The sequence below is a fragment of the Shewanella sp. SR1 genome, from assembly GCF_020447145.1.
Taxonomy (GTDB): domain Bacteria; phylum Pseudomonadota; class Gammaproteobacteria; order Enterobacterales; family Shewanellaceae; genus Shewanella; species Shewanella baltica.
The window spans coordinates 1-24,959 of sequence record NZ_JAJAEF010000040.1 but is presented as its reverse complement, the minus strand read 5'-3'; the positions used below and the strand labels follow the sequence as shown (position 1 = coordinate 24,959).

Genomic DNA, 24,959 nt, shown 5'->3' with positions numbered 1-24,959 from the left:
GATGGTAAACGGGAAAGGGCTTATCCACGAGTCCTTAAAATGAGCAAAAACAAGTTTCCGGTTAGACCAAAGAAAAATGCCGTTCACTCTTAAGTGAACGGCATTACGCCATTTGCCTGCTCAAATTTGCCTGCTTTATCGCAAATAGCACCAGTAAAGGCGCCTTTAACATGACCAAATAAGACAGATTCAAGAATACTTTCAGGGATGGCGGCGCAGTTAATCGCAACGAAAGGCTTATGAGAACGAGAAGAATGACGATGAATATAACGAGCAAGCGGCTCCTTGCCGGTGCCACTTTCACCCAATAATAAAACACTGGCCTCAGTGGTTGCTGCCCTATGGGCCAACATCAATAATTGCCGGCTAACAGCAGCCGATACAACCAAACTAGAATCAGGTAACTCTAAACGGCGTAAACGTTGTATTGAGGCTAGCAGTTGCTCGGTTTCTACGGGAATTAATAGATAATCTTGTACACCAGCACGCATTGCCGCCGCGGCTAACTCACCTTGTTCTGGCGCTAATAACGCGACAATATTACGGCAAGGAAAACGGGCAAGATAAGATTTTACATCACAAGGACGACAATCTGATAAGTTAACGATCGTGAGCCAAGGCGACTCCATTGCATCATTCCACAGATAAAAATCTCCCTGTGCGATTGTGCATGCAAGTTCCGCAGATATGTTTAATCCTTCAATCCGTATACTTAGGCCACCCACTCGCCAACTCCCTCTCGTTTACAGTACATTTAATAACACCTTTATTTAGACCGATAAGTGTCCGTGCTTGAATGTATAGAAAAGCTATTACAGCTTATAACGCTATTATCTCGATAGATTGAATGACTCATTACTATGCTTCCTAAAAAGATTAAGAAAAGACGGAAGCCAGAAAACGGAAGACAGGCTTCCGCAATGAATATAAAAACACTGATAACACTTGTCACTCGAAAATCAGCATTCGTAATCCATAAGGCAATACCGTCAACTTAAATCAGGTTTAAATGTGTTCTTTCGCAATTATCGATAAAAATGTGACCGGCGCCAAAATTTAAGATGCCATGTTCAAACAAATTCTCATCAATTAAAAAATCACAGTGAAACACTTGGAAATATAAAAGACTACCTGCAAAAAAGTGATACATATAACTTAGGACTGACTTATACCAAATATATTTGTAAAATAACATATCATAATGATAAAAATACAACTCTGGTAAGATCCATAGTGATGAAAAACTTAACTGCTAAGTATTTACAACAAATAAAACACAAAATAAATTTACAAAAAAACAATAAAAATCAAAAGCAAGAGTAAATGCGCACACAAAGTAATCATTGATGACAAACATGTGAGCACTAGAATAAATACAGTCACGCCAAAATATCGACAAACGTCAAAATAATACTGCGCCGACTATTTATTGACGCTGAAATATAAGACTAGAAAGCATTAATATCTTCTTACACAATCTCAAAATAAACATTTTGTTTACAAACTCCATTGACCTAGAATTCTATTCACATATATTTCAGCTTTTCTTATAATTATTATTGAATACTTTAGCCTTATTACCTTATCATCCTCGTCGTTTAAAACAGAGTTCGACCTTATGCCTATGTGATAGGACGCTTAACTGTTTTAAGAAATTCATTAATCCTTAACGATAAAGAAATAAAAAATCAGGCTCTCTGTTTGTGTATGTTTTTTATGCACCAACTGAATCGCGGAGGTCGCCAAGCAGTATTCTAGCGGGAAAAATACGTTTAATAGGAAGTAAAATGAAGACGACAGCGAAAGCTAGGCTTATAAAATCAAATTCTGATGAAATAATTAGACCTATTATGCTAGTTCAAGAAAAGCTAGCAAGAACGCGATTATTACAACAACTAGAACAGCTACATCGTCCGCTTATTGATGCTATCAATAATATCTTATCTCCACTATTAAGACAGGGACATCCTGCCGTTTCTGGCTCAACGCTAACTGAACCTAGAACACCCGTCGTTCCAGAACATTGCTATGCATGGTTTGTATTAAAACATCAACAAAATACCTTAGGTTATTGGAGAATTGATCGTTGTACACTCGATCAATTAGCGAGTAATTATTACGGAAACACCTCGACACCATTAAGTTCACCTTTAAGAAATCCAAGCCAGTCTGAATTTAGATTAGCCAAAAAGTTACTACTTTCCGTAGTGGATGAACTACCCAACAGCACGATAGATACCAACACTCTTGAAGTTGAGCTGATAAAAGGTCATATGCCGCTAACAGTATCAGCGGTATGGTCGTTCAATTTTACCAATGGCTCACTCACTCCCCCGATGCTCTTTTGTTTGACTGAACATTTACTGGGACATCTAGCCGAGCAACCTAAAAAGTCAGAAATATCAGCGGACTTGCCGGCAAAACTAGCCGTCTGGCTAAAAAGTCTCCCCATAAAAATGCAACTGACATTAGGGCAACATAGCATCCCAGTCCAATCACTCAGTCAGCTAAAAACCGGGGATATTTTACCCATTAATTTATATCCAAAAACGTTGTTATCAATCGGAAACACGACTCTATTCCATGCCTCTGTGCATAGTCATGAAGGACAAATGGTAGCGAAATTGACTCAAGATGTTTATCAAAATGAGGAGCAGGACATTGGCTGAACAATCTATTTTATCGGATGATGATTTTCTATTAGAGGACGATATTTTCTCTGAAAGCGCATTTTCAAAACCAGATAACCGTAAGGTGAAAAAAAATAATAACTTTTTCCAACAACTTCCCGTACAGGTCACCCTTGAACTCGCCAGCGCTGAGATGTCTTTGGGTGAGTTAAATCGTATGGGTGAAGGTGATGTTATTGCACTCGACCGTATGGTGGGTGAGCCGCTGGATATTAGGGTAAATGGAGCCTTACTCGGAAGAGGTAAAGTTGTAGAAGTGGCGGGCAGATATGGCGTACGCTTGCTGGAAATAGAGAGCATTACTCTCGATGGGACAAGTAACGAATGATAGTTCGGGTATTGCTACTGTCTATTTTATTGTTTACTCCCCAAGCCCTCGCATCGGAAGGACTCACTTTATTCACTCTAGATAGTGCTCAAGACAGCCAAGCAGTTAACATTAAGCTCGAAATTTTAGCACTCATGACGGCTATTAGTTTCCTGCCCATCATGTTGATGATGCTGACAAGCTTTACCCGTATTATCATTGTGTTAGCTATTCTTCGGCAAGCGCTTGGACTACAGCAAAGCCCTCCTAATCGCGTGCTTGTGGGGATAGCGTTAATACTCACTATCTTTATTATGCGACCAGTAGGAGACAAGATTTATAAAGAAGCTTACTTGCCCTATGACCAAGGTAAGATCGAATTGATGGAAGCAGTCTCGATTGCAAAAGTCCCATTGACTCGATTTATGCTGGCGCAGACAAGGGCGACTGATCTTGAGCAAATGCTGAAAATAGCTAACGAGCCCACACACATGAAAACGGCTGAGGAAGTACCATTTTTTGTCCTTATGCCAGCTTTTGTGCTGAGTGAACTCAAAACAGCTTTCCAAATCGGCTTCTTACTTTTCTTACCTTTCTTGGTTATCGATCTAGTTGTCGCAAGTGTCCTCATGTCTATGGGGATGATGATGTTGTCACCTTTGATTATCTCGCTCCCATTTAAATTGATGGTTTTTGTATTAGTCGATGGATGGTCTATGACAGTAAGCACCTTAACCGCAAGTTTTGGGTAGCTAGATGGACATCAATGAACTGACCTCCCTGTTTGCGGACTCGATGTTTCTCGTCATCATTATGGTCTCTGTGCTGGTGACGCCGGGACTCATTCTAGGCTTAATCGTTGCAGTATTTCAGGCGGCTACACAGGTCAATGAACAAACCTTAAGTTTTCTGCCAAGGCTTATCATTACCTTACTTATGGTACTGTTTTCAGGCCATTGGCTCATACAACAGCTAAGCGATTTATTTGATAGGCTGTTTATGAATATCCCTCATATTATCGGTTGATATGCTTTCACTCACCTCAACCGAACTCAGCATGTTAATCGGTAGCCTTTGGTGGCCATTCTGCCGGATCATGGGCGCATTTATGATAATGCCTTTGCTGGGTAATTCTTATGTGCCTGCGACGGTGAGAATTTTCCTTGCCTTAAGTATTGCAGCACTTATTGCACCTATGCTCCCACCCGTTCCACCTGTTGATGCGCTCTCGCTTGGGTCATTGTTTTTAGCCGTTGAGCAACTACTCATTGGATTCATGCTCGCACTGTTTTTAACGATTTTAATCCATGTGATGACCATGCTTGGCACTATTATGTCGATGCAGATGGGTCTAGCTATGGCGGTGATGAACGATCCCGCTAATGGCGACACCAACCCCATTCTCAGTGAATGGCTACAAATCTTTGGTACCTTGATTTTTCTGGCTCTTGACGGTCATTTAGTCGGGCTCAACATCATTGTTGATAGCTTTCGTTTATGGCCAATTGGAAATGGGATTTTTGACTTACCGCTAATGGGATTGATTAGTCGAATGGGCTGGCTGTTTGCTGCATCGCTTATGCTCGCCATACCCGCAGTACTCGCTATGTTAATGGTTAACATAGCGTTTGGTGTATTAAGCCGCGCCGCGCCGTCATTAAACATATTTTCGCTCGGGTTTCCCATGACCTTGCTGATGGGCTTGATTTGCGTCTTCCTTTCGTTAAGCGGCATTCCAACTCGTTACAGTGATCTGTGCTTAGACGCATTAACTGCCATGTACCAATTTATCGGGGGGATCTCATGAGTAAAACGCCCCAACAAGATAAAACAGAAGAAGCTACACCACAGAAAAAGCGTAAAGCGAGAGAAAAAGGCCAAGTTCCGCGATCTAAAGATCTTGCCTCCGCAGCACTGGTCGTTGGTTGCTCTGCCATGCTAACCACTAATGCGGATTGGTTTGCCACTAGGGTCAGTGGATTAACTAAGTACAACATGCTGCTCACTCGGGCAGATTTAGAGCAACCTGACATCATGATGCGCCATCTCGGCGCCAGCCTAGTCGAAATGCTAAGCATCTTAGGCCCACTATTCATCATGGTTGCTCTGTTGGCCGCAGTTGCAGGAGCCTTGCCTGGCGGGCCGATATTTAATTTTGGAAATGCTAATTTTAAGTACAGTCGCATCGATCCTCTTGCCGGTGTCGGAAGAATATTTTCCGCTCAATCGCTTGTTGAGTTACTCAAGTCATGCCTAAAGATTGTGTTACTGATCGGAATTATGTTGGTTTTCTTGAATGGTCACTTACAAGAACTACTTAGCTACAATCAACGCCCTATTGATGAAGCGGTTCGTGATGGCATCAATCTACTGTCGCAAGGCATGTTTTATCTTGGTACAGGACTGCTCGTGATCGCCTTTATTGATGTGCCTTACCAATATTGGCATAACAGCAAAGAATTACGTATGTCACGTCAAGAGGTAAAAGACGAGCATACCCAGCAAGAAGGTAAGCCAGAGATTAAAGCTAAAATCCGCCAAATACAGCAACGAATGGCTCGCTCCCGTGCAGATACCACCATTCCAAAAGCGGATGTTCTCTTGGTTAATCCCACTCACTATGCCGTGGCATTAAAATACAATCCTGACTTAGCGGATGCGCCTTACGTCATCACTAAAGGCACCGAAGAACTCGCCCTCTATATGCGAGAACTCGCTAAAAAACATGACATTGAGATTATTGATATCCCACCGCTCACGCGGGCCATCTACCATTCAACGCAAGTCGATCAACAGATACCCAGTGCCCTTTTTATCGCTATAGCGCACGTATTAAGTTATGTCATGCAAATAAAAGCATCTCGTAAGGGCTTACAACAGAAACCTGAGCCTTTACCACATTTTTTTATTCCCCCTAATTTACGTCACGATTAAAGGATTGCTTAACCTATGAATTGGCTTTCTCGCACCTTTTCAGGAAATTACAGCTATATCGGCATTCCAGTCATGCTGCTCGCTATTCTGGCGATGGTGATTTTACCGCTGCCTGCATGGCTACTGGACATTTTGTTTACATTTAACATAGTCCTTGCCGTCATGGTGCTGCTGGTGAGCGTCTCTATTCGACGACCGCTAGAGTTTTCTGTATTCCCAACCTTATTGCTCCTTGCGACCTTAATGCGTTTGACCTTAAACGTTGCATCGACGCGCGTAGTACTTATTGAAGGTCATGAAGGAGGCGATGCTGCGGGTAAAGTGATCCAAGCCTTCGGTGAAGTCGTTATTGGCGGAAACTATGTCGTCGGTGCTGTTATCTTCTTAATTCTAATGATTATTAACTTTGTTGTAATCACTAAGGGTGGCGAGCGGATCTCTGAAGTATCGGCGCGATTTACATTGGATGCCCTACCCGGTAAACAGATGGCGATCGATGCCGACCTCAATGCTGGCACACTCACACATGAACAAGCGAGCCTACGTCGCCAAGATGTCGCCAGAGAAGCAGACTTTTATGGTTCTATGGACGGTGCCTCAAAGTTTGTGAGAGGAGATGCCATCGCAGGACTCTTGATCTTAGCCATTAACATTATTGGCGGGATCAGCATAGGTATCTTTATGCATGATCTGAGTGCAGCAGAAGCCTTTAAAACCTATGCACTATTAACCATTGGTGATGGCCTAGTCGCCCAAATTCCTTCATTACTGTTAGCCACAGCTGCAGCCATTATCGTAACTAGGGTCTCAGACGCAGAAGAAATGCCGACCCAATTAAGTCGGCAATTACTGGCAAACCCGAGAACCTTAGCTACTGCTGCCATTGTGATGGCGATTCTCGGTATTACCCCAGGCATGCCCGCACTGGTGTTTTTATCTTTTGCGATACTGCTAGGTTTCGCCGCATGGAAACAAAACCAGAATAAGGCTTCCTTTACTGAAGAGAAAACCGAAGAGCTCATAGAAACCAGCCTGACAGAGCCTTCTGCTCCAAGCTGGGAATCACTGCCTTTTACCGACATTATTGAAGTGCGATTAGGCTATAGATTGGTTCATCTAGTCGAAAAAACCAAAGGGGCTGAATTACAAAAACGCCTTACGGGGATCAGACGCACCCTTTCAGAACAAATCGGATTTCTGCTATCGGAAGTCAGAGTGCGCGACAATTTGGCTTTGGCACCCCATGCATACCAAATTAACTTTATGGGTACACAAGTGGCCATTGCCGAACTAGAACCGGACCTGTTGCTCGCAATAAAAAGTGGTCCTGTTTACGGTAAGATTGACGGGATTTTAACCAAGGAACCCGCTTACCAAATGGATGCAATTTGGATTGCACCAGAGTTAAAGGCCAAAGCACTTAACTTAGGTTATTCGGTCGTCGATAATGCGACAATCATTGCCACTCATGTCAGTAAGTTATTGCGCGAATCACTGCCTGAATTATTGCAACATGATGATATTATGCAATTAACTGACAGGCTAAGTAAGCAAGCCCCCAAACTTGCCGAATCACTCAGTACCTGTTTAACCCCCATACAGTTACTCAAGGTTTTCCGCTTGTTACTCAAAGAGCAAGTGCCACTAAAAGACATACGCACCATAGCAACGACCTTGCTGGAATGCAGCGAGCAAACCAAAGATCCTGTCCTACTGGCCGCCGATGTGCGCTGCGCTTTGCGCAACAGTATTTTGCATCAAATCGCAGGCAGCAGCCCGCAGTTGAATGTACTCACGCTGACTGCAGAATTAGAACAGACTTTAATGACAGCGTTAAATCAATCGCAGCAACAGGGCAGAGTTGCGTTGGATAGCTTCCCTATCGAACCCAACCTACTGGCGCAGCTACAACAAAGAATGCCTCAATTGCTCGCGGAGACAAAAGAGAAAGGCTATAACCCTATCCTGCTTGTTTCACCGCAACTCAGGCCTTTCCTCGCGCGTTACGCATTAGCATTCGCCCGTGGACTGCATGTTTTGTCCTACAATGAAGTCCCTGAAACTAAAGAACTTATGATCGCAGGGCAACTCGGGTAATCATAACTCACAGTGACTTAGTAAGACCCGCAGAGAGAGGTGCAACACACCTCTCACTGACTTAACTGCATCGCTCAACACAACAAACTGGGCCTCTCTGCAAACCACAACTGCATACCTTCTATAGAATATTGATAACTCACAGCTCCAATCTCATTTCCAATCAAAGCAATATCCTTCTACTCCTTAAGAGATATTTCGCTCGGTTAACTGTGACATCATCAGCAAATCCTGAGTATTTTAGTCGGGTTTAGTTGCTACGCATTAAAGCTGCAAATAATATGAATGTAAATTTGTTGCTGCTTTGGAGCTATTCATGTCTGCTACTTCTATCACGCAAGATGCACAACCCTCAGTTCATGGTGTGGGTTCTCAACCTCGCCATGATGCACAACTTAGTCAAGGTTCAGAGCTCAGTGAGAGCGCTCAGGATAACCACTGGCTAGAACGAAAAGTCGGTGAGTTAGTTGCCGAAGATTTTCGCCGTGCCCATGTGTTTAGCCAATTTGGTATCGATTTTTGTTGTGGCGGCGGTAAACCGCTGGCGGTTGCCTGTGAACGCGCAGACATAGATCCCGCAAAAGTGGTTGCTGCGCTGAATGCCGTCACACTGACCGGCAGCAAAGAAGATGAGTTGAATCAATTACCCTTAGATCAACTTGTCGACTATATCGAGTCGACACACCATCAATACGTGCGCGAAAAAGCCCCGTTGTTGGTCGAATATTCCGAGAAAATGGTGCGCGCCCATGGTGAGCACTATGCCGAAATTATTCCCTTTGCGGGTTGGATACGTGCTTTAGTTGAAGACCTGATGCCGCATTTAATGAAGGAAGAGAAAATACTGTTTCCGGCGATCCGCGGTTTGAGTCAAGCAGAGCAGGTTGAAACTTGCTTTGGTCATATGGGTAATCCCATCAATGCGATGCAGAACGAACATGAAGAAGTCGGTTTGATTTTGCAAAAATTACGCGAGCTCACGAACGACTTCACGCCACCGGAACATGCTTGCACTACGTGGCGTGTGTGTTATGCCACGCTAGCGGAGTTTGAGGCCGACTTACATCAGCATATTCACTTAGAAAACAATATTCTATTTCCTAAGGCATTAGATCTCGCTCAATAATCGATTGAATGTTGCTGTTGTGATGCCCCTGAATTACGGTCATCCGCAGAATCTTGAGGCCGGACCTAAGTCTGGCCTTTCAATTGTTGACGTGCTACAACAAGTCATGTGTCGCTGACGGATAAGCTGCCATGACATTTCAATCATTTGCACTCGATGATATTGCCGATTTACACGAATCGGCCCAAGTAGAGTTTAAACTCGCAGGTGGCCGCGACGGCCAAGGTCAATTACCCGAAGATATTTGGGCTACCTATAGCTCCTTTGCCAACACTTTGGGTGGCGAAATCATCCTAGGGGTGCGCGAAGAACGTGGCCATTTCAGCATTGAAGGCATTCCCAATCCGCTTCCTGTTTTACAAGAGTTTTGGGAGATACTCGATAATCCTAGCCGTACTAGCCATAATATTTTGGCGATTTCAGATGTGCAGATTATTGAAATTATGAATAAAAAGCTGATTCGTATCCGCGTACCGCTGGCGCCTGAGCAACTCAAACCTATCTATGTCGGCGGCGATCCTTACACTGGGAGTTATTTTAGGGTGGGAGATGCCGACATGCATGCGAGCCGTCGGCAAGTCAATCTACTGTTACGCCGCGCCCATCTTTGCATGAAGCAACTCAAGGCGCGTTAATTCGGCATGCTATTACGTCAAAATCCTGCTAATAAATAACCGCCCATGGCCGCAATCGCTGCGCCCGTGACACGCATTAAGTTGCGTTGTCCTGTCATCCGCTGCATTCCAAGGCCTATCATTACGCCGCCTAAATGGATGACCGCTGTGCCAAATAAAAATCCTAGGGCATACAAAACCGGGCTTGCCAATGCTGGCATTTCGGCGCCGTGGGCATGTCCGTGGAAAATCGCAAATATGCCAACAAATGCCATGGCGAATAACAGTGGAATTTGACGATCAAAAGCGATGGCGAGGCCGAGTAACAATACCGAGAGGGCAATGCCGATTTCAACAAAGGGAACGGCAATGGCGTATAAGCCTAAAATCCCGCCCACTAACATAAAGGTGACAAATGCTAAGGGGACAGTCCAAATTGCGCGGCCACCGAGCTGGGTGCTCAACATGCCCACACTCAACATAGCGAGCAAGTGATCAAATCCCAAAACCGGATGATTAAAACCTGACATGAAACCGCCACCCGAATGGATCTCATGGGCCGATACCGGCGCGATCCAACATAAAGTAAGCAGTAATAACAACCCGATACGCGCCATAACACAGCCTTAGTCAGTGACTTCAGTAATATTAGGCTTCACTCTAGTGCAAATTTTGGGAGCAAACCTTGATCTCAATCACTCTGGATTAGCAAAGAGGCAGATTCAACGCTGCCCACAGAGTTAGTTTGCGTCGATAGCCAGCACTTTGATTAACGCATCGAGAGCATTAATTTCTAAATGTGGTAACAAGGCCGCAATAGGTAAGGAATCGACTCGGCCAAAACTCGGATTCAACCACACAGACTGGCACCCAGCTAACCGCGCACCACGAACGTCGGCATTCATACTGTCGCCAACATGCAGTAAATGCTGCGGTGCAATATTTAATCGCGAGCAGGCCAATTCGAACATGTCTTTGGCGGGTTTCATATGCACACCATTGCCTGGATGCAACACAAACTCGAAGGCATCGCCTAAACCAATTCGCTCAGCATCCACATTGCCATTGGTGATGCCGATTAATCTAAAATGCTGCGATAGGCGTTTGAGTAACAAGAGCACTTCGTCAGATACTTGAAAATGGCTGCGGTGAAAATAAAAACACGCCAATCCTTGCTCGGCGCCGCGTTCGGCTTCAACGGCCGAATACCCTAGCTGTATTAGCCCTTGGCGAAGCGTTGCCAAACGGGCAGCGCTGGTGTCATGGGCGAGCTCGCGATTTTGCTGCAGCAGTTGCAGTTTTAGCCTGCGCCAATCATGGGTTTGCCACGCCTGCGACAATGGATAAGTCTGCAACAGAAACGTCGCCAGCTCGGCTTCGGCATTTAAAATATGCGGTAGATTATCGTACAGGGTATCGTCGAGATCGAAACTGATCGCTTGAACATTTTGAGGTCTAAGATAGCAACGCATTATTTATCCTGTGTTTTTTTCGCTCTAGGATGGGCGTTATCATACACCTTAGCTAAGTGTTGGAAATCCAAACTGGTATAAATTTGCGTGGTCGCTAGGTTCGCATGGCCCAATAATTCTTGCACCGCCCGCAGATCGGCGCTCGCTTCTAACATGTGAGTGGCAAAGGAGTGGCGCAGTTTATGTGGATGCACGCGCACCGATAATGCCTGCTCTTGCCCCCATTTCGCCATCCGCGCCTGAATACTACGATGGGAGAGTCGCTTGCCCTTTTCGGTCACAAATAAGGCGTTATCTTCACAGGGGATCTGCTTTCGGCAATTAAGCCAATTCAGCAAAGCAGCAATCGCTAAACGACCGACAGGGACGATACGTTCCTTATTGCCTTTACCTAAGACTCGCACTTCTTTCAAATCGTATTGCACACTGGATAAATTGAGCGCGGCGAGTTCTGCTAAACGTAAGCCACTGGAATAAAACAATTCCATCATGGCTTTATCCCGCAGGCTTAGGGGATCTGTGCCTTCAATGTCGAGCAAGTGACTGATGGCATCGACATCGATATTCTTCGGCAGCGGTTTGGCTTGTTTGGGAGAACTTAAGCCTTTTGCGGGATTAAGCTCAATCACACCTTCGCGCAGCAAAAATTCACCCCATTGTTTTACCGCAGATAAACACAGAGAAAGCGATCGCGGGCTTAAGCCTTTGCGGTGCAATTTGGCTAACACTTGCTGCCAATGCTCGCGGCTCACATTGAGTAGATGCACGCCGTCAGGCAAGAGATCGCTTCCGCGATTAAGCTCGTAAAGGTAATTACGTACTGTATGGGCCGACAACTGCCGCTCGGTACTCAGATAGCGTTCAAAGGTTTGTAACCATTGAGTATTAAGCGCCGACACTTCGGCTGTTTGCGTACTCATATCGGTTTCCTCATGGGTTTTGCCAAGCCTTAGGCGAGCACAATGGCTCAACAGCCGTTACAGCTTAGCGAGCATGTGCGCCAGTAAACGCCGCAGTTGTTCCAGCAGCATGTTATCCATATCGGGATGAAAATGGGTGGCATCTTGGCTAGCAATAGCAAAAATGACTGGGTTATCTTCCGACAATTTCGTCAGTGCCACTGACCCCACTTCGCTACCAAATAGGCGTTTAGCCTCTTGCTGCGTGAGTCGGCCAAAATAGTGACCTTTATGCAGCCTTTGATCCCATATTGCCTTCATATCGGTATCGAGAACGCTGATCAAACGCACATGACTAAAATTAAACTGTAATTTTAAACTGTCGGCTAACACTTCTTTGAGTGACACAAGATCGGCACAATTTAATAGCTGGAAGGATAACTCAGTATTGAATTGGTAAATTTTCTCGTTACGCGCCGCCATGGTTAACAGGCTAGTGATTTCTTCTTCCAACTGGCTCACTCGCTGTCGCAGCATTTCCTGGCGACGTTCCACCAAAGAGATAGCGCCGCGTTCCATGTGAGGCAAGCGCATTGCCAGCAACAGCTCGGGATAGCGATTAAAAAAGTCAGGATTATCCAGCAGATATTCGCGAATGATCAACTCATCGAAAGGCACATCCGTCTGCGGCATCAAAGGCTCTGTCATAACTGAATTTGTCCATCGTAAACGTGCTGCGCAGGGCCCGTCATCCACAAAGGTTTACCCTCGCCTTCCCAGTTGATGGTTAAGGTGCCGCCGGGTAAATCCACCCGCACTTGCTGGCCGAGCTTTCCTTGCACTTGACCTACAACTACAGCTGCACATGCGCCGGTACCACAGGCCAAGGTTTCGGCCGCGCCGCGCTCATACACCCGCAGCTTAATGTGGCCTGAGTCTACGACCTGCATAAACCCCACATTCACACCGCGCGGAAAACGCTCATGCTTAGTGAGCATGGCACCAATTTCAGCGACAGAAGCGCTCGCTACATCTTCAACGTCGAGCACGCAATGGGGATTACCCATAGAAGCCGCACCACACAAAAAGGTTTGCATCGGTGTTTGCAGTAAATAGGTTTTTTCAGGTTTCTTGGCTTTGAAGGGGATCTGACTCGGTTCGAGGATCGGCACGCCCATATTTACGGTAACAGTACCGTCTCGCTCTAAGCGCAGAGTCATCTTGCCAGACGAAGTACTGACACGGATTTTACTCTTATTTGTCAGACCTTTATTACGCACAAAACGGGCGAAACAGCGGGCGCCATTGCCGCATTGTTCGACTTCAGAGCCATCGGCATTGAAGATGCGATAATGAAAATCTAAATCGGGATCATAGGGCGGCTCAACTAAGAGTAGTTGGTCGAAACCTATGCCAAAGTTACGGTCGGCTAAACGGCGGATTTGCTCAGGCGAAAAGAACACGTTCTGCGTGACCCCATCGACCACCATAAAATCGTTGCCCAGTCCGTGCATCTTAGTGAATTGGATCAAGATACTTATCCTTTAAGCCGAGGCGCCGCTCATAAAGTATGAAACCAAGCGCCTGAATCAATATAATTTTTCTAGTTTACGGCAGGAGTTGCTCACCTTGCCAGAGCTGAGACAACTTTTCTCGCTCACGCACTAAGAAAGCCTGATCACCATCCACCATAACTTCAGCCGCACGAGGACGAGTGTTGTAGTTAGAGGCCATAGCAAAACCATAGGCACCACTCGAACGCACCGCCAGTAAATCACCCGCGGCTAACGCGAGCTGGCGATTTTTACCTAAAAAGTCACCGGTTTCGCACACTGGGCCAACAATATCAAACTCATAGGCCTCTGAGTCCCTTGGCACGACTGGGATAATATTTTGCCATGCACTGTAAAGTGCGGGACGAATCAAGTCATTCATCGCGCCATCGACAATCGCAAAACGCTTGTCGCTGTTTTCTTTAAGATAAAGCACTTGAGTGACAAAAATCCCCGCATTGGCGGCAATCGCACGGCCCGGCTCGAAGATCAGCTTCAGTTGACGGTCGCCCAAACGCGCCAATATGGCGGCGGCATACACATCAGGATGTGGCGGCGTTTCGGCATCATAGGTCACCCCTAAACCACCACCCACATCGAAATGCTCAATAACAATACCCTGCTCGGCCAAACGGTCGATTAACGCAAGCATACGATCCATCGCATCGAGGAATGGTTTTATTTCAGTCAGTTGTGAGCCGATATGGCAATCGACACCTTTCACTTTTAAATGTGGCAACGCATGGGCACGGGCGAAAACGATTTCAGCCTCATCCATAGCTATACCGAATTTGTTTTCTTTAAGGCCAGTCGAAATGTAGGGATGGGTTCCCGCATCCACATCGGGATTAATCCGCAGGGACACAGGCGCGACCTTACCTAAACGACCTGCGACCAGATTTAACTGCTCAAGCTCAGCACTTGATTCGACGTTAAAGCAATAAATGCCCAGATTAAGTGCCTGTTCCATTTCAGCCGCAGTTTTACCCACACCAGAGAACACCACTTTGGCGGGATCGCCGCCCGCTTCCATCACTCTTGCTAACTCACCGCCCGACACAATATCAAAACCACTGCCTAAACGTGCCAGCACATTCAGTACAGCCAAGTTCGCATTGGCTTTAACCGCGTAACAAATCAAATGTGGATGATCAGCCACGGCATTATTAAAGGCATGCCAATGGCGCTCTAACGTGGCGCGGGAATAGATATACAGCGGTGTGCCATAGGTTTGAGCTAAATCGGCAACCTGGCAGCCTTCGGCGTACAGGGCATTTTGTTGGTAGAGAAAGTGATCCAATGTCTGATTCCTTACTGCGCTTTATCGCTGCGATAGTGATGGTCGTTTTAGTTATAGCTATTGTTATTGTTGTGTTTTTTGTGCTTCGATGGCTCTAATTTCGGTTTTAATCTCTTCCACTTCAGGCACAGTTTTAGCTGCATCAACCTTTTTAGGTTGATTCACCTCTGTGGCGGGCGATCGATAGAGGGGGCCCTTCTGGCCGCATGCCGTAATGAATAGGCTACCAAGCAATAACAATAAAAACAGTCTCATTTTTCTCAACATCTGTGCATCTGGTGACTAATGGCCTTATAATCGCACCCATCTTGACGAAAGCAAAGGACAGAAATGCATGGCCATTACAGATACAGAATTTCACCAGCTCGCCGATGACATGTTCCAAGCCATAGAAAATGCGATTGAAACTGCGATTGATGAGCAAGATGCCGATGTTGATATCGATGCCAGTGGCAACGTATTGCAATTAGAATTTGTTGATGGCTCTAAGATAGTGATCAACAAGCAAGAACCTTTGCATGAGATTTGGGTAGCCACACGTTTTGGTGGATATCATTTTGGTTTTGTTGAAGGTAAATGGATGGACGGACGTAATGGCGGCGAGTTTATGCCATTCGTGCAAGAGTCTATCGAGCGCCAAGGCGGAATTAAGCTTAGCTTTTAATCTAAGCCAGTCGTAGCGCAAAGCCATAATAGTGCAAAACAATAATGGGAGCCTTAGCTCCCATTATTTATGTTAAAAAACCAGCTTAAAATTCAGTGTCTTGGTCGCTCACATCGATACCGAACGGCGCCACAGTTAACTCCCCTGCCACTCGTACTAGATGGAAAAACTGCGGAATATTGAATCGTGCCCGTGAAGCATAATGCTCATCGAACACATAGTGATGACTGACTTTATTCACTAACTCGGCCATGTTTGATCCCGCCTGCACATAATGACTCAGCTGGTTTTCCTCATCGAGAATAAATACATCCAAGTTATCGACTCGTTGGCGTAGAAAATATTGAATCGCCCCTTTCGCCGCATAGTTCTGCACCACTTTAGGCATACTCGAAAAGGGATCGTCACCCAATTCAGGCCTCGGCAGCAACACAAGATGACTGCGGGATAACTGCTGATAAAAAGACTTAGCATCGCTTAAATCCTGATAAGCCATGCCTAAGGGATTAAAAAAGATCCCATAGCGAGTATGACTTATCTGTAGCGGCTGCACTAAGGTGCTGGATTGCTGCACTTTTTGGCACAAACGCATGGTTTGCTTAAGTAGATTTTTCACCGCTAACTTGAGCTGTGGCCGTAACTTTTGCGAGCAACTGATCACATCCATGTCCACGGGTAAGCTGGCCCGCCGGAGTCCTGGCGTCACAAAGGCTAATGCTTGTAATACCGCAGTATCGCCTTCGAAGCGATGACACTGCCACTCACCCCAACTATTCAAACAAATGGCATCTAACGCCCCAAGCATATTGGCTTTTTTACGCCCGAGTGAGAACACGTTAGCATTCATCACATCGACCATCATTTCCTGTCCGCCCCATTCAATGGTGGGATCGCAGTCCAGATTAAGCACAAAAATCAACTTACGAAAATGCCACGGCTGGCATAAGTCCCGTTTCGACACGCGCCAATCGTGGTCGATAAAATTCAGTAACCGCTTAGACGCTTCGGTAAGCCGTTTCGACTTGGCCTTGCTCTGACCATATTCGTGCCATTGTGTTTCAGGTGTCGAAATTCCGTTTAGACATGCCCAGATCATCAAGGCGGATGGGGTTTTTCCCTTACATATCGCCGACTCACCTAACAAATTTTGTGGCAGCGGCTCCTGTCGATAAAGATAATATTGTCGCTCGCGCGAGCTTGACACCATGGTCACGTCGGACTCGGCGACCGAGGCACTCCACAGTAGATTCAGCTTCGCGATTTGATCTTCGTCTTGGCTAAAATAGGTGTGCAATTTACGGGTGAGCATGCCCAGCTCTTCAATCCGCAAGCCTTCATTGAGCTCATGGGTCGATGCGAAGCGCAGCAAAGTTTGGTAACTCGCCAACAAGAGTTCATTCAGCTGCTCGTTAAACCAATTGAGCTGGCCACTGTGCCAATGTTCGCAATCATCTAAAGTGCCGATCAAACTGTCGGGCCATTGCCAATCCTGCACCAATTTTTGCAGCTTAGGATAACGCCAATCTTTGCCCTCTTGCGGGCGACTCAAGTGCACGCCACATTTTAGATAAAAGCAGCGCCGTGCAATCTCAAGCCGACGGGTATCATTCTGCTTGAGCAAATAGGTTTCGATAATCTCGTAGATAGAGTAATAAGCATCGTTCGACGTCGAAAAATCACCGGCTAAGGTTTTCTGCCAGAGGCGATCACAAAGCACCGTTGAATGGGGATAATCGCTGGCATAGGCCTCGAGTAACAATACTTTAATCAGCGCCTTATGGGGCTTTTCTAAGCCTTTATAGAGCTGCCATAAGGAAGCACCAAAGTACTCACTCGCAGGTAATTCATGCACATCGCCTAAAAACAAGAGTGCAGGATTGAGTTTAGCGTCAGGCCACCATGCAATGGCTTTACCCGCCAGACGAATTTGACTGCGATAAAACTCTTCCAGTAACAACCAGTGCTGGGTGCTGCCACTGTGCTCATGGGCCATGGTTGACAGACAACCACGCAGAGTTTGATCACCACAAAACTGTTGTGGATGGACTAAGTAAAAGTTCACCTCAAACTGATACTCGGCAAACCATGCGGTCAATCTATCGGTTTTAATCCTGATCAGCGTTAACTCTTCAGGGCTTAAATCTGCCCTATGCACTAACCAAACATCGACATCACTCTTGGTATTTTGGCCAAAACTGCCAGTACTGCCCATGGCATAAACGCCATCAAAGGCATTGATGTCAGCTTCTTGAGTAATAAAGGGCAGCGAGAAAACATCGCAGGCTTGGGATTCAATTTCGCTAAGCTGATACTCATTAATTCCACAGGGCGTATTAGCGGCATGATAGCCGGGATGCTGAACGCTGTTCTGGTGGATTAAAAAGGGGATCAAATGGAATAAGTGTTTTTGCAGCGGCGATAGCAAAGCCAAGGCGCGCGCAATGCGGACCTTGTTAAGTCTTTCAGCTATATCAGGAAACTGTATTTGCCGATCCATTCAAAAACACAACACTTAGACACTTATGAGAAGTGTGCTTATGTTAACACTTTTGCAAACACGAGCAACTATATGTGAAGCGCATCACACTTTCACGCTATTTAGAACATCGCCGACTTCAAAGAATCGATACGGCTTCCTTACATAAACGATTTGCCAATGTTAGCATTGGCGCAACTAAGATCTTTGATGGAAACTAGGCATGTCTGAGAACCGCATACGTATCGCAACCCGCAAGAGTCCGCTGGCCATGTGGCAAGCTGAATTTGTTAAAGCCGAATTAGAACGCATTCACCCAGGTATTGTGGTGGAATTGCTGCCAATGAGCACTAAAGGCGACGTTATCTTAGATACGCCGCTAGCCAAAGTGGGCGGTAAAGGTTTGTTCGTCAAAGAGCTTGAAGTCGCTATGTTAGACGATCTTGCCGATATCGCCGTGCACTCAATGAAAGACGTGCCCGTCGACTTCCCTGAAGGCTTAGGCCTTGAAGTGATTTGCGAGCGCGAAGATCCCCGTGATGCCTTTGTATCGAATTTATATAAATCGATCAGCGAATTACCATTAGGCGCAACTGTGGGCACCTCGAGCCTACGTCGTCAATGTCAGATACGTGCATCACGTCCCGACCTCATCATCAAAGATTTACGCGGTAACGTTGGAACTCGTTTAGCTAAACTTGATAACGGCGAATACGATGCCATTATTCTTGCCGCTGCTGGCTTAATCCGTCTGAAATTGTCTGAGCGTATTGCCAGCTTTATTTCTGCCGAAGAATCCTTACCCGCCAACGGCCAAGGCGCTGTGGGTATCGAATGTCGCATCAACGACGAACGTGTTAAAGCGCTACTGGCGCCATTAGAGCATTTAGAAACTCGCTACCGTGTTCTTGCCGAGCGCGCGATGAACACTCGCCTTGAAGGTGGATGCCAAGTGCCGATTGGCGCATTTGCTGAAATCGATGATGACGAGATGACGCTACGCGGCCTAGTCGGTAACCCAGATGGCAGTGAAATCATCGAAGGCGTGATCACAGGTCCAAAAACCGAAGCCACGCAATTAGGTGTTGCCCTTGCTGAAGAGTTACTCAGCAAAGGTGCCAAAAGCATTCTCGACGCCGTTTACGCTAAAGCCTAAGTCAATGAAAGTCTTACTGACGCGCCCCGAGGGGCGCAATCAGTCCATGGTAGATGCCTTGAATGAACGAGGCATTAGCCATTGGGTTACACCTCTGCTGTGTGTCGAAGCAACGCCCGCTATCGCAACGAATACCCCGCATCCTTTGGCACACGCCGATATGGTTATCTGCATCAGCGCCAATGCAGTGACTTTTGCGGATAACGCCTTAACTACTACAAATCCACCCCATAAAGCTTGGCCTCCAGCTCAGTACTTCGCCGTGGGGCATGCGACTTGGAAAGCATTAGACCAACTCGGTATTTCTGCCCTCGAAGCCCCAGATGATTGCCAGCAGACCGAAGGGCTACTCACGCTCGCGCCGCTGCAAGAGATTAAAGGTAAGCAGATTACTATTATACGTGGTGTCGGTGGCCGTGAAGCCTTAGCCGAACAACTGGCTGCGCGCGGTGCACATTTGCGCTATTGGGAAGTGTATCAACGAGCTTGCCCGCCACTCGATGGTCAACAGTTAGCTCTGCAATGGCAAGCCTTCGGGATAGACACTATTGTGGTAACCAGCGGTGAAGTACTGGATAACCTGATTAATTTAGTGCCAAAAGAGTTATTTGCATGGCTGCGCTCATGTCATATCATAGTCCCAAGTAACCGAGTAGAAGCTCAAGCTCACGCCTTTGGTATAACCCAAGTCACCAATGCCAATGCCGCCAACAGCAAAGCCGTGCTAAACGCCCTTAAACTCTAAGCGCTATTTAGCCCGATTTTACTCGAATTTCGGCAGTAGCATGTTTTCAAGGACTGTTAAATGGATAACAACAAGCACGACGCAAAGAGCACAGAATCAGAGGCTACCGCTATTATTGTGTCACCGGAAACAACCGATGATACGCCCGCAACATCAGCGTCATCCACCGAATCCCAAACAGCCAAAGCCACCCCTTCAACCGCGCCGAGCCAAACGCCAGCATCCAGTAGAAGCTCGTGGGCGATTCGCTTTGGGGTTTTATTAGCGCTAGGTTTAACCGCTTGCACCCTTGGCGGCGGTTTTATGCTGTACCAACAAATGCAACAGCAACTACTGGCGCAAGATGCGAAAAATATCGCCCTACAGGACCAATTACAACAAGCGCTGTTGCAGCCAAATCAACGTATTGGCCAGCTTGAACAGCAACAACTGAATGATGCTAAGACTTACCAAGAATTAACAAAATTGGCAGAAGACCAAAATCAACTGCAGAACAGGGTCAATAAACTGGCCCAGCGCAGCCCAACGCATTGGATGGCCTCTGAAGCCGAATATCTCGTGAATATGGCGGGCCGTAAACTTTGGTTAGAGAAAGATCCCCGCACCGCCACCGATCTATTAAAGTCGGCGGATGAAACCATCGCCGCCATGAACAATCCGGCGTTACTGCCTATTCGTAAGGCATTAGCAAAAGACATCGCCGCCACGGCCAGCATTAAAACCACAGATATTGATGGCAATGTATTGGCGCTCGATGCCTTAATTGAACAACTCGATAAACTGCCGCTGAATCGCACCGACGCAGAAGCCGATGCGCCAGAAGATACAACGATTACTGGCGATTTGAATGATTGGCAGAGCAATCTGGGCAAAACGTGGAAAGCGTTAACCCAAGACTTTATTACCATACGCCACAAAACTGCCGATGCGCCCGCTTTACTCGCACCAGAACAGCAATGGTATCTGGTGGAGAACATTCGCCATAAACTGCTGCAATCGCAACTTGCGTTATATCGCTATGACAGAGCGGCTTATCATCAATCATTGATGATGGCGCGCAAGTGGATCCAAACCTATTTTGATACGCAAGATCACAAGACAGCTGAGGCCATCGCCGAAATCGATAAATTAGCAACCTTAGAACTTGATCCTATTACCCTGAAATCCTTTGCAGCTAAACCTCTGTTATTACAGCTGACTAGTTATGGCGAGCTGACCTCATCAGAGGATGTGCCACTATGATCAAGATATTAATTTTCTTAGGGATCGTACTAATAGGGCTCTGTATCAGCCCTTGGTTGGTTGGTAATACAGGTTATGTCTATATCGCTGCGGGTAACTACCAGATTGAGACCAGCTTAGTCTTTGGGATCATTGCATTAATTGTATTTTATGCCGTATTCCAAGTACTCGAATGGTTGGTGATTAGCGCCATCAACCTGATGCTGCGCAGTCGTTTTATTCCCCATCACTGGCGCCGTCGCTCGGCTAAAAAACATACCTTAATGGGTGCACTGGCTCTGGCTGAAGAAGATTGGCCAGCAGCGGAACGCGCCATGATAAAGGGTGCTGACAACGGCGAGCTCCCTGCACTTAATTTACTTGCTGCGGCCCGTGCCGCTCAGTATCAACAAAAAATAGCCGAACGAGATCAATATCTTGATCGCGCTGCAGCGCAACCTCTTGCCGCGAATGCCGTCGCAACCACTCGCACTCGATACCTTTTAAAACAAGGGGAATTAGCCCTAGCCCGCACCGAGCTGGATAAATTAGCACCGACAAGCAAGAGTAAAGCGCCAGTACTCAAACTCGCCCTTGAGTTATACCGAACCCAAGAGGATTGGGATGCGCTCAAGCTGTTAATACCTATTTTGAAGAAGCGTCAGATCCTCGATGATGCTCAGCTGAATGAGCTCAATATCGCCACTAATTGCGCGTTACTCAAAGCCGCAGCCATCAAAGGTGAAGAAGCCTTAGAGCAATGCTGGCAGTGGTTATCCCGCAGTGAACGCAATCAGTCTGAGTTTCTGGCGATTTATGCCATGGGTTTATGCCGCTTTAATCGCAAAGACCAAGCGCTGAAACTAATCGCGAAAAAGTTACGAACCTCTCCCGAGTCAGCACTTTTACATGCAATTCCTGAAATCGCGACAGCCCAAGACACAGAGATCCGTAAACAGTTACTCAAGCATGAAGTCACCCATGAGAATAATGCTGACTACCAGATGTGTTTGGCTAAGCTTTATCAGCAAACGCGGGATATGAAAGAAGCCAGAAGCTACTTGCAGAATGTTTGCCGACTCGAACCAACAAAAGCCTCATGGCTAGCGCTCGCACGGATTCAAGAACAGTTAGGCGAACAAGGTAACGCCAATCAAAGCTACCGTCAGGCTGTTAACCTATAGCTCCGCGACATCAATAATGATAACGCCGTGATTTGCACAGTTGTGAGTCACGTCGTTTACCACTCACGAAAGTTCTTGCTTCATTACTACTCACCAATTTAACAAACTAGGTAGATAATTTCTTTTTAGTAAAAATTAATTTTCCAATCCAGACTAATTTATTATAACTATGCTAAATCTTAGAGTTAGAAAGTACTAAATACAGTCCTTTCTTTAAATATGCATACTATATCTAGTTATACGCCTAAAAATTGTCACTTTTACACATCTAGATCTACAAAACCGCGCCATAACAGGTAATACGAGTGCGTCAAAAAATTGACTTAACTTGTTCCATTAGCTAAAATTCCACCACTTGTATCACAATACGACATATTTGTTGGACTTGTGAGTCTATGGATTAACACACTTTGGCTGTTGGGAGCTCACTATGGGATCGGTAATTACATCAAAGAAAGGTTTGCTTAAGTTAGTAAAAGGGCAAATCAATGTCGAAGTTGATGGTTCAAATCAACCCGCTAAGGATGGCGAACAACTCCCTAAAGGTGCTGTGCTCCATATTGGCGAAAATGCGACCTATGAGATCACCTTCGACGATGGCACTAAGCTATCGAACGAAGCTGTCCCCAACGAAACTGCAACAGTAGCCACCAACACCACTGACGGGGCTGCCTTAGCTGAAATCCAAGCATTACAAGATTTAATCGCCTCTGGTGAAGACCCAACTCAGAACCTTCCTGAAACCGCAGCGGGGAACACTCCAGGCCGTGATGGTAACTCTGGCTATGTCACTCTCGCTCGCAGTGGTAGTGAAGTCTTAGCCACATCAGGTTACTCAACCGCAGGTCAATTAGTCACCGCGACTTCAGCCAATACTCCCGCACAAACTTTAGCTATAGACTCTCCTTCTGTAGTAGTAAATGACAGCAATACTATCGATGAAGATACTGTAGCTACTGGTAATGTGCTCGATAACGACAGTGATGTGGATTCAGTCTTAACAGTTGTCAACTTCGAAGTCGGTGGTACTACTTATGTAGCAGGGACTGAAGTCACGCTCGAAGGTGGTATCTTGGTTCTAAATACCGACGGTTCATACACTTTTACACCCAATGAAAACTGGAATGGCAGCGTACCTGTTATTACCTATACCACTAACACTGGCTCGACTGCGACGTTAACCATTGAAGTCACCCCTGTGGATGATGCCTCTGTTCTCGCCAATGACAGCAACACAGTGCCAGAAGATACCGTGGCCACAGGTAATGTGCTTGATAATGATAGTGATATTGACAACACGCTTTCGGTCGTTAGCTACTCGGTTAACGGACAAACCATTGCTGCAGGGACCACGGTGACGCTCGAAGGCGGTTCATTACTGATTAATGCCGATGGTTCTTACACCTTTACCCCCAATGCAAACTGGAACGGCCAAGTTCCTGTTATCACGTACACGACCAACACTGGCTCAACCGCAACCTTAACGATTGAAGTCACCCCTGTGGATGATGCCTCTGTTCTCGCTAATGACAGCAATACCGTGCCAGAAGATACCGTGGCTGCAGGTAATGTGCTTGATAATGATAGCGATATTGACAACACGCTTTCGGTCGTTAGCTACTCAGTTAACGGACAAACCATTGCAGCAGGAACCGCGGTGACGCTCGAAGGCGGCTCATTACTGATCAATGCCGATGGCTCTTATACCTTCACTCCTAATGCAAACTGGAACGGCCAAGTACCAGTCATCACCTACACCACCAACACTGGCTCGACCGCAACCTTAACGATTGAAGTCACCCCTGTGGATGATGCCTCTGTTCTCGCTAATGACAGCAATACCGTGCCAGAAGATACCGTGGCTGCAGGTAATGTGCTTGATAATGATAGCGATATTGACAACACGCTTTCGGTCGTTAGCTACTCAGTTAACGGACAAACCATTGCAGCAGGAACCGCGGTGACGCTCGAAGGCGGCTCATTACTGATCAATGCCGATGGCTCTTATACCTTTACCCCTAATGAAAACTGGAACGGCCAAGTTCCTGTTATCACGTACACGACCAACACTGGCTCAACCGCAACCTTAACGATTGAAGTTACCCCTGTGGATGATGCCTCTGTTCTCGCTAATGACAGCAATACCGTGCCAGAAGATACCGTGGCTGCAGGTAATGTGCTTGATAATGATAGTGATATTGACAACACGCTTTCGGTCGTTAGCTACTCAGTTAACGGACAAACCATTGCAGCAGGAACCGCGGTGACGCTCGAAGGCGGCTCATTACTGATCAATGCCGATGGTTCTTATACTTTTACTCCTAATGCAAACTGGAACGGACAAGTACCTGTCATCACCTACACCACCAACACTGGCTCGACTGCGACGTTAACCATTGAAGTCACGCCAGTTAACGATGCGCCCGTAGCACAAGACAACAGCTACACCGCCATTGAAGATACTCTGCTGACTGGCAACATCATCACTGACAATGACACCACCCACGGTGTCGACAGTGAT

At 46.3% G+C, this 24,959-nt stretch carries 23 protein-coding genes and 1 pseudogene; 15 read left to right on the top strand and 9 right to left on the bottom strand.

The annotated features are described in order from the left end of the window. Positions 1 to 107 precede the first annotated feature (107 nt). Positions 108 to 725: pseudogene (locus KV201_RS22625) on the bottom strand (sigma-54-dependent transcriptional regulator); the annotation flags it as partial. 1,062 nt (positions 726 to 1,787) lie between these two features. Here KV201_RS22625 and KV201_RS21485 point away from each other — a divergent pair. From KV201_RS21485 to KV201_RS21445, 9 genes are all read left to right on the top strand, one after another. After that, the gene (locus KV201_RS21485; protein WP_226060534.1) at positions 1,788 to 2,669 is read left to right on the top strand and encodes a FliM/FliN family flagellar motor switch protein; all 882 of its coding nucleotides are present in this window, start codon (positions 1,788 to 1,790) and stop codon (positions 2,667 to 2,669) included. Then, on the top strand, positions 2,662 to 3,018 hold the full coding sequence (locus KV201_RS21480) for a FliM/FliN family flagellar motor switch protein (RefSeq protein ID WP_226060533.1): 357 nt from the start codon (positions 2,662 to 2,664) through the stop codon (positions 3,016 to 3,018). Before KV201_RS21485 ends, KV201_RS21480 begins: the two co-directional genes overlap by 8 nt. Continuing rightward, positions 3,015 to 3,749 (top strand): flagellar type III secretion system pore protein FliP, encoded by a 735-nt coding sequence (gene fliP, locus KV201_RS21475; protein ID WP_226060531.1) that lies wholly within the window; start codon positions 3,015 to 3,017, stop codon positions 3,747 to 3,749. Before KV201_RS21480 ends, fliP begins: the two co-directional genes overlap by 4 nt. Positions 3,750 to 3,753: 4 nt before the next feature. Next, complete coding sequence (locus KV201_RS21470) at positions 3,754 to 4,023, top strand: flagellar biosynthetic protein FliQ (protein ID WP_006083412.1); 270 nt, start codon at positions 3,754 to 3,756, stop codon at positions 4,021 to 4,023. 1 nt (position 4,024) lies between these two features. Further along, positions 4,025 to 4,804 carry a flagellar biosynthetic protein FliR gene (gene fliR, locus KV201_RS21465; RefSeq protein ID WP_226060530.1) on the top strand — a complete coding sequence of 260 codons (780 nt, stop codon included), beginning with the start codon at positions 4,025 to 4,027 and terminating at the stop codon, positions 4,802 to 4,804. Beyond that, a complete protein-coding gene (flhB, locus tag KV201_RS21460; RefSeq protein ID WP_226060529.1) occupies positions 4,801 to 5,931 on the top strand; it encodes a flagellar biosynthesis protein FlhB in 1,131 nt (376 codons plus the stop codon). Before fliR ends, flhB begins: the two co-directional genes overlap by 4 nt. Positions 5,932 to 5,946: 15 nt before the next feature. Continuing rightward, positions 5,947 to 8,028: a flagellar biosynthesis protein FlhA gene (gene flhA / locus KV201_RS21455; protein WP_226060528.1), complete on the top strand. Its 2,082-nt coding sequence runs from the start codon at positions 5,947 to 5,949 to the stop codon at positions 8,026 to 8,028. A gap of 316 nt (positions 8,029 to 8,344) precedes the next feature. Next, the gene (gene ric, locus KV201_RS21450) at positions 8,345 to 9,154 is read left to right on the top strand and encodes an iron-sulfur cluster repair di-iron protein (RefSeq protein WP_226060527.1); all 810 of its coding nucleotides are present in this window, start codon (positions 8,345 to 8,347) and stop codon (positions 9,152 to 9,154) included. Positions 9,155 to 9,285: 131 nt separating this feature from the next. After that, on the top strand, positions 9,286 to 9,789 hold the full coding sequence (locus KV201_RS21445) for a helix-turn-helix domain-containing protein (protein WP_012090404.1): 504 nt from the start codon (positions 9,286 to 9,288) through the stop codon (positions 9,787 to 9,789). 17 nt (positions 9,790 to 9,806) lie between these two features. Here the strand turns inward: KV201_RS21445 and KV201_RS21440 are convergent, their stop codons facing one another. The 7 genes from KV201_RS21440 to KV201_RS21410 form a co-directional block, all read right to left on the bottom strand. Then, entirely contained in the window at positions 9,807 to 10,385 is a 579-nt protein-coding gene (locus KV201_RS21440; protein WP_011848047.1) for a HupE/UreJ family protein, read from the bottom strand. 123 nt (positions 10,386 to 10,508) lie between these two features. Next, positions 10,509 to 11,240 (bottom strand): HAD-IA family hydrolase, encoded by a 732-nt coding sequence (locus KV201_RS21435; protein ID WP_226060526.1) that lies wholly within the window; start codon positions 11,238 to 11,240, stop codon positions 10,509 to 10,511. Beyond that, positions 11,240 to 12,160 (bottom strand): tyrosine recombinase XerC, encoded by a 921-nt coding sequence (gene xerC, locus KV201_RS21430; RefSeq protein ID WP_226060525.1) that lies wholly within the window; start codon positions 12,158 to 12,160, stop codon positions 11,240 to 11,242. The genes KV201_RS21435 and xerC overlap by 1 nt, the downstream gene beginning before the upstream one ends. Positions 12,161 to 12,217: 57 nt before the next feature. Next, entirely contained in the window at positions 12,218 to 12,847 is a 630-nt protein-coding gene (locus KV201_RS21425) for a DUF484 family protein (protein WP_011848049.1), read from the bottom strand. Continuing rightward, complete coding sequence (dapF, locus tag KV201_RS21420; protein ID WP_107402801.1) at positions 12,844 to 13,671, bottom strand: diaminopimelate epimerase; 828 nt, start codon at positions 13,669 to 13,671, stop codon at positions 12,844 to 12,846. Before dapF ends, KV201_RS21425 begins: the two co-directional genes overlap by 4 nt. A 76-nt stretch (positions 13,672 to 13,747) precedes the next feature. Then, positions 13,748 to 14,992 carry a diaminopimelate decarboxylase gene (lysA, locus tag KV201_RS21415; protein ID WP_226060524.1) on the bottom strand — a complete coding sequence of 415 codons (1,245 nt, stop codon included), beginning with the start codon at positions 14,990 to 14,992 and terminating at the stop codon, positions 13,748 to 13,750. Positions 14,993 to 15,055: 63 nt separating this feature from the next. Further along, positions 15,056 to 15,247 carry a lipoprotein gene (locus KV201_RS21410; RefSeq protein WP_226060522.1) on the bottom strand — a complete coding sequence of 64 codons (192 nt, stop codon included), beginning with the start codon at positions 15,245 to 15,247 and terminating at the stop codon, positions 15,056 to 15,058. 79 nt (positions 15,248 to 15,326) lie between these two features. Between KV201_RS21410 and cyaY the strand changes: the two genes are divergently transcribed. Next, complete coding sequence (gene cyaY / locus KV201_RS21405; RefSeq protein ID WP_006083426.1) at positions 15,327 to 15,656, top strand: iron donor protein CyaY; 330 nt, start codon at positions 15,327 to 15,329, stop codon at positions 15,654 to 15,656. An 85-nt stretch (positions 15,657 to 15,741) separates the two neighbouring features. Here cyaY and KV201_RS21400 read toward each other — a convergent pair whose 3' ends face one another. Continuing rightward, entirely contained in the window at positions 15,742 to 18,153 is a 2,412-nt protein-coding gene (locus tag KV201_RS21400; protein ID WP_226060521.1) for a class I adenylate cyclase, read from the bottom strand. Between the two features lie 202 nt (positions 18,154 to 18,355). Between KV201_RS21400 and hemC the strand changes: the two genes are divergently transcribed. The 5 genes from hemC to KV201_RS21375 all read left to right on the top strand — a co-directional run. Further along, complete coding sequence (gene hemC, locus KV201_RS21395) at positions 18,356 to 19,288, top strand: hydroxymethylbilane synthase (protein ID WP_226060520.1); 933 nt, start codon at positions 18,356 to 18,358, stop codon at positions 19,286 to 19,288. Positions 19,289 to 19,292: 4 nt separating this feature from the next. Continuing rightward, positions 19,293 to 20,033, top strand: coding sequence for a uroporphyrinogen-III synthase (locus KV201_RS21390; protein WP_226060518.1), 741 nt, complete (start codon positions 19,293 to 19,295; stop codon positions 20,031 to 20,033). Between the two features lie 60 nt (positions 20,034 to 20,093). After that, positions 20,094 to 21,275, top strand: a complete 1,182-nt coding sequence (locus tag KV201_RS21385; protein ID WP_226060517.1) for a uroporphyrinogen-III C-methyltransferase — start codon at positions 20,094 to 20,096, stop codon at positions 21,273 to 21,275. Next, the gene (locus KV201_RS21380; RefSeq protein WP_226060515.1) at positions 21,272 to 22,438 is read left to right on the top strand and encodes a heme biosynthesis HemY N-terminal domain-containing protein; all 1,167 of its coding nucleotides are present in this window, start codon (positions 21,272 to 21,274) and stop codon (positions 22,436 to 22,438) included. Before KV201_RS21385 ends, KV201_RS21380 begins: the two co-directional genes overlap by 4 nt. 430 nt (positions 22,439 to 22,868) lie before the next feature. Next, a partial coding sequence (locus KV201_RS21375; protein WP_226060514.1) for a retention module-containing protein occupies positions 22,869 to 24,959 on the top strand: 2,091 nt, incomplete at its 3' end.